Consider the following 4,216-nt stretch of genomic DNA (forward strand, 5'->3'; position numbering starts at 1 on the left):
GCCCGAATGTGGGCGTTGAGGTTCACATCCAGGGTGAGCTCCCAGTCCTTGTCGTCGCCGAGCCCGACGGGACCGATCACGCCCGCATTGGCGAAATACAGGTCGACCGGGCCGAATTCGGCCTCGCAGCGCGCGATCAGCTCCGCGATGCGGACCGGATCGGAGACATCCGCCCCGACCGCGACGGCCGCGCCCGGGAACTCCGCCGCCAGCGCCGCGGCCACCGCTTCGGCGGCCCGACCGTCCAGATCGGCGACCACGACCTTCGCGCCCGCGCGCACCAGCCGGGCGGCCAATGCGCCGCCGATGCCGCCGCCACCTCCGGTGACAATGGCGTTCCTACCCGCGACCTGCACGAAAAGCTCCTTCCGGCCCACACCGGCAATCGATTTCGCCGTCGAGGCTGGATCGGGTGTGCCGGCTGATGGAAATATGAAACCTACGTCGGATTCAAGTTGACGGTAGGTCCGGCGTCAACCAACACGGTCGCGAGGTGGACAACCGGTGCAGGCATCACAACGGGTGGACGAGTGGAAGCGGCTGGGCAGCGCGCAGATCGCCGCGAACGGGATCGAGTTGCGGGTCGTCGAGCACGGGACGGGCACGCCGGTGGTGTTCTGCCACGGCTTCCCCGAACTCGGATTCTCCTGGCGGCATCAGGTTTTCGCGCTCGCCGACGCGGGCTTCCGCACGCTGACCCCGGATATGCGCGGCTACGGCGGCAGTTCCCGGCCCGAGCGGATCGATCAGTACGACATGGTCACCATCTGCGGGGATCTGGCCGGATTGCTCGACGCCTACGGGCTCGAGGACGCGATCTTCGTCGGCCACGACTGGGGTGCGTCGGTGGTGTGGCATATGGCCCGCGAGTATCCCGAGCGGGTGCGCGCGGTGGCCGGACTCAGCGTCCCCGCCACGCCGCGCTCGTCGGGCCCGCCGACCGCGATCATGCGGTCGCGCCTCGGCGAGGAGTTCTACATGATCTGGTTCCAGGAACCGGGCGTGGCCGATCAGGTGCTGAACGCCGACGTGCGCCGCACCCTGCAGCAGGTCCAGGTCGAAATCCTGCGCGCCCAGAACTTCCAGGACACCGGCCAACCGATGCCGCCGCTGCCCGCGTGGCTCGATCCGGCCGAATTCGACTACTACGTAGAGTCATTCACCGCGACCGGGTTCACCGGTGGCCTGAATTACTACCGAAATCTCGATCGCACCTGGGAACGCACCGCGCATCTCGAGGGCGTGAAGATCGGCCAGCCGTCGCTGTTCGTCGCCGGATCCATCGACCCGGTCATCCAATTCACGCCGCTGCACAAGATGTCCGCCCTGCTCAGTGATCTGCGCGGATCGATCATCCTCGACGGCGCGGGCCACTGGATTCAGCAGGAACGCGCGGACGAGGTCAATGCCGCGCTGATCGACTTCGTACGCGCGGTCGGCTGATTCGAGCTCACTCCGAGGACAACCGCAGCGCGTTGGCCCACAGGTCGGTGAGGGTGGCGACCAGTTTTTCGAACGGGATCCGTTGCTGCTGAACGAAAACCAGGTTCGCCATCCGGCTGACCATGCCCGACAAGGCGTGCGCGGTGATCATGGGATCCAGGTCGGCGTCGGCGCGGCCGGACTCCTGCAGTTCGCGGATCATGCGGGCATTGCGCTGCGCGAACGCCTTCCCGCGTTCGACGCGCAGCCGGCGGAAGTTCTCGTCGATGTGGGCGACCTGTTCGAACAATGCCATCAGGCGCGCATTGCGCTTGTAGGACAACAGGTAATCGCGGTGCGCGGCCTCGATGAGGGCGCGCGGATCGGTGATGCCGCTGCGCTCGCGCACGTGCGGGTGCAGCATCTCCTCCGACACCTGCTCGACCAGGGCGGCGAAGATCTCTTCCTTGCTGTCGAAGTAGGTGTAGAAGGAGCCCGAGGCCATGCCCGCGGTCTTGGAGATGTCGGCGATCTTGGCGTCGAGGTAGCCGTCGCGCTCGAAAACCTCGCGGGCCGCGGCGATCAGCGCGCCACGGGTCCGCTCACCCCGCTTGGTGCGCGGGGCGGCGCGGCGGGATTCGCTCTCGCCTGCCTTCGGTTGCGACGCCAACGCTGATCACTGCCTGTCGTTCTGCGGACTGGTTTTCAGGCGGACACCGTATCAACCCGCGCCACACACCTCACGATCCACCGCCGCGCCCCTCACGATCCGCCCCGCCCCGCTCCCCGCGAACCACCCCCGCCGCGCCCACGCGATCGACCCCCGCCCCGCTCCCGCGAGCACCTGGCGAGAAGCCGCCGAGCCGCGGTTACCCTTGTGCCGCCATCCGGCGGTCGATGACGGGCAGCGCGAACTCCGCCCAGCGAATGTTCTCCTGCTCGAAGGTGATTCCGCGCATCAAGCTCAGATACGGCCCGATGCGTTCGGCCTCGGCGAGATACGCCTGTTCACTGCGGCCGTCGAGCAGGCGCTGGCGCAGGCGCTCGTAGCGGGCCAGCTTCGCCCGCGACCACTCCAGTTTCCCGGCGATCGCGGCCCGCACGACGGCATCGTCACCGTCCATGGCCTGCACCTTGACCATCAACTCGTCGCGGATGGCGGTGGGTTTGGCGGGCTCGGCGAGGAATTCGTGCAGCGCGGCCCGCCCGGCGGGGGTGATGGCGTGCAGGCGTTTGTTGGGGCGACGCTCCTGCTCCACCACCCGGGTCTCGATGAGCCCGGCCGCGGCCATCCGCTCCAGCTCCTTGTACAGCTGCTGCGGGGTGGCCTGCCAGAAGTTGGCGACCGAGGCGTCGAATCCCTTGGCCAGGTCGTAGCCCGAGGCCTCACCTTCCAGCAGGGTCGCCAGGACCGCATTGCGTAACGCCATCCGGACAGGCTACCTAGTCAACTAATTGACCCGCGCGGGCGCGTCACGGCGTGCCCGACGACGGAATCGGACGAACTGCGGCAGGCCATGCAGACTGGTGCCGTGGATGATGCGGAGCGGTTGATCGTGGTGGATGCCGCCAATGTGGTCGGTTCGCGACCGGACGGTTGGTGGCGGGATCGCGCCGGAGCCGCCCGTCGATTACTGGCCCAGTTGACCGTCCTGCGCGACCAGCTCCCCGAGCCGACCTCGATCGTGGTGGTCCTCGAGGGCGCCGCCAAACCCGCCGCCGACATCGAACACGAGGGGCTGACGGTGGTGCTGGCCGACCGCTCCGGCGACGACGCGATCGTCGAGGCGGTCGCCGCCGCCACCGCCCCCGACATCACCGTGGTCACCTCCGACCGCGAACTCCGCTCCCGGGTGGAGGCCCTGGGCGCGAGCACCGTCGGCCCCACCTGGCTGTGGGATTTCTTCCGCTGACGCGTCTACCCTGACCGAACCCTGAACGGCTATCCCCCGTGGGTGGGATTTGCGAGGCAGGGTTTTTCGGTAGCTTCGGAACAGTGCAGTCGCCGTTGAACGTTCGCCTGCGCGGTGTGGTCCTGGTGGTGGGGGTGCTCTGCGCGTCGATGATGGGTCTCGTCGTGGGGACCGCGCCCGCCGCGCACGCCGACGGGGCGGTGAGCGGCGGGGACCTCACCGTGGCGGAGTCGCTGGGGGCCCGGGAGTTGACCGTGGTGGTGCGGCGCAGTGAGCCGGGACCGCTGCGGATCGACGTGGTCACGCATGCGGGGACCGCGCCGGGGACGCTGACGGTCACCGCCGTGCCGACCGATCAGGGTGGGGAGAAGTCCTCGGGCACCGTGGAACTCGGCGGTCAGCCGGGACCGTATTCGACGACGCTGCGCGTGGATCATGCCGGGCCGTGGGAACTGTCGGTCTCCGATGGGCAGCGGACGGCGCGGATCCCGTTCCTGGTGTCGGCCCGCGTCGTGACGCCGTGGGAACGAGCGGCCTACGGGGGCTTCTTCGCGGCCGGGGTGCTGCTGTTGGTGGCGCTCGGCACCGCGCTGCTTTCCAAACGCGGCTGGCCGACGTTGATTCCGGTGGGGGCGTTGATCGCCGCGCTGACGGTCGGCACCACGGGGGCCGTGCTGTCGGGCAGTGCGCCGCAGGCCCGCCCGGCCGGAAGTCTGCTCGATCCCACCTCCGGCAATATCGGCAACCCCTACCCGGAGCGGGATCTGCCGCTGACCACGAACTATTCACGGCCACCCGCGAATCTGACGGTGCGCGCGGTCCGGCCTGCCGACGGTGCGCAGGGCACGGAAATGCAACTGTCCCTGACCGATTCCGCGACG

Annotated in this window: 5 protein-coding genes and 1 pseudogene; 3 read left to right on the forward strand and 3 right to left on the reverse strand. The window is 68.8% G+C overall.

Going from position 1 to position 4,216, the window contains the following annotated elements:
- Positions 1 to 356 (reverse strand): SDR family NAD(P)-dependent oxidoreductase (locus ACWELQ_RS39810; RefSeq protein WP_452402175.1); only part of this gene is annotated, 356 nt, incomplete at its 3' end.
- Positions 357 to 504: 148 nt separating this feature from the next.
- On the opposite strand from ACWELQ_RS39810, the gene ACWELQ_RS39815 reads away from it, so the two are divergent.
- Positions 505 to 1,443 carry an alpha/beta fold hydrolase gene (locus ACWELQ_RS39815; protein WP_452402176.1) on the forward strand — a complete coding sequence of 313 codons (939 nt, stop codon included), beginning with the start codon at positions 505 to 507 and terminating at the stop codon, positions 1,441 to 1,443.
- A 7-nt stretch (positions 1,444 to 1,450) separates the two neighbouring features.
- Here the strand turns inward: ACWELQ_RS39815 and ACWELQ_RS39820 are convergent, their stop codons facing one another.
- Complete coding sequence (locus ACWELQ_RS39820; protein ID WP_452402177.1) at positions 1,451 to 2,092, reverse strand: TetR/AcrR family transcriptional regulator; 642 nt, start codon at positions 2,090 to 2,092, stop codon at positions 1,451 to 1,453.
- Between the two features lie 199 nt (positions 2,093 to 2,291).
- A complete protein-coding gene (locus ACWELQ_RS39825) occupies positions 2,292 to 2,852 on the reverse strand; it encodes a PadR family transcriptional regulator (RefSeq protein ID WP_452402178.1) in 561 nt (186 codons plus the stop codon).
- 87 nt (positions 2,853 to 2,939) lie between these two features.
- Between ACWELQ_RS39825 and ACWELQ_RS39830 the strand changes: the two genes are divergently transcribed.
- On the forward strand, positions 2,940 to 3,335 hold the full coding sequence (locus ACWELQ_RS39830) for a hypothetical protein (protein ID WP_452402179.1): 396 nt from the start codon (positions 2,940 to 2,942) through the stop codon (positions 3,333 to 3,335).
- 83 nt (positions 3,336 to 3,418) lie between these two features.
- Positions 3,419 to 4,216, forward strand: a pseudogene (locus tag ACWELQ_RS39835) (hypothetical protein); the annotation flags it as partial.

The sequence above is a fragment of the Nocardia sp. NPDC004722 genome, assembly GCF_053601505.1.

Coding starts and splice junctions, on each gene's coding strand:
- ACWELQ_RS39830 (WP_452402179.1), top strand. CDS start 2,940: ATGCAGACTGGTGCCGTGGATGATGCGGAGCGGTTGATCGTGGTGGAT.
- ACWELQ_RS39825 (WP_452402178.1), bottom strand. CDS start 2,852: ATGGCGTTACGCAATGCGGTCCTGGCGACCCTGCTGGAAGGTGAGGCC.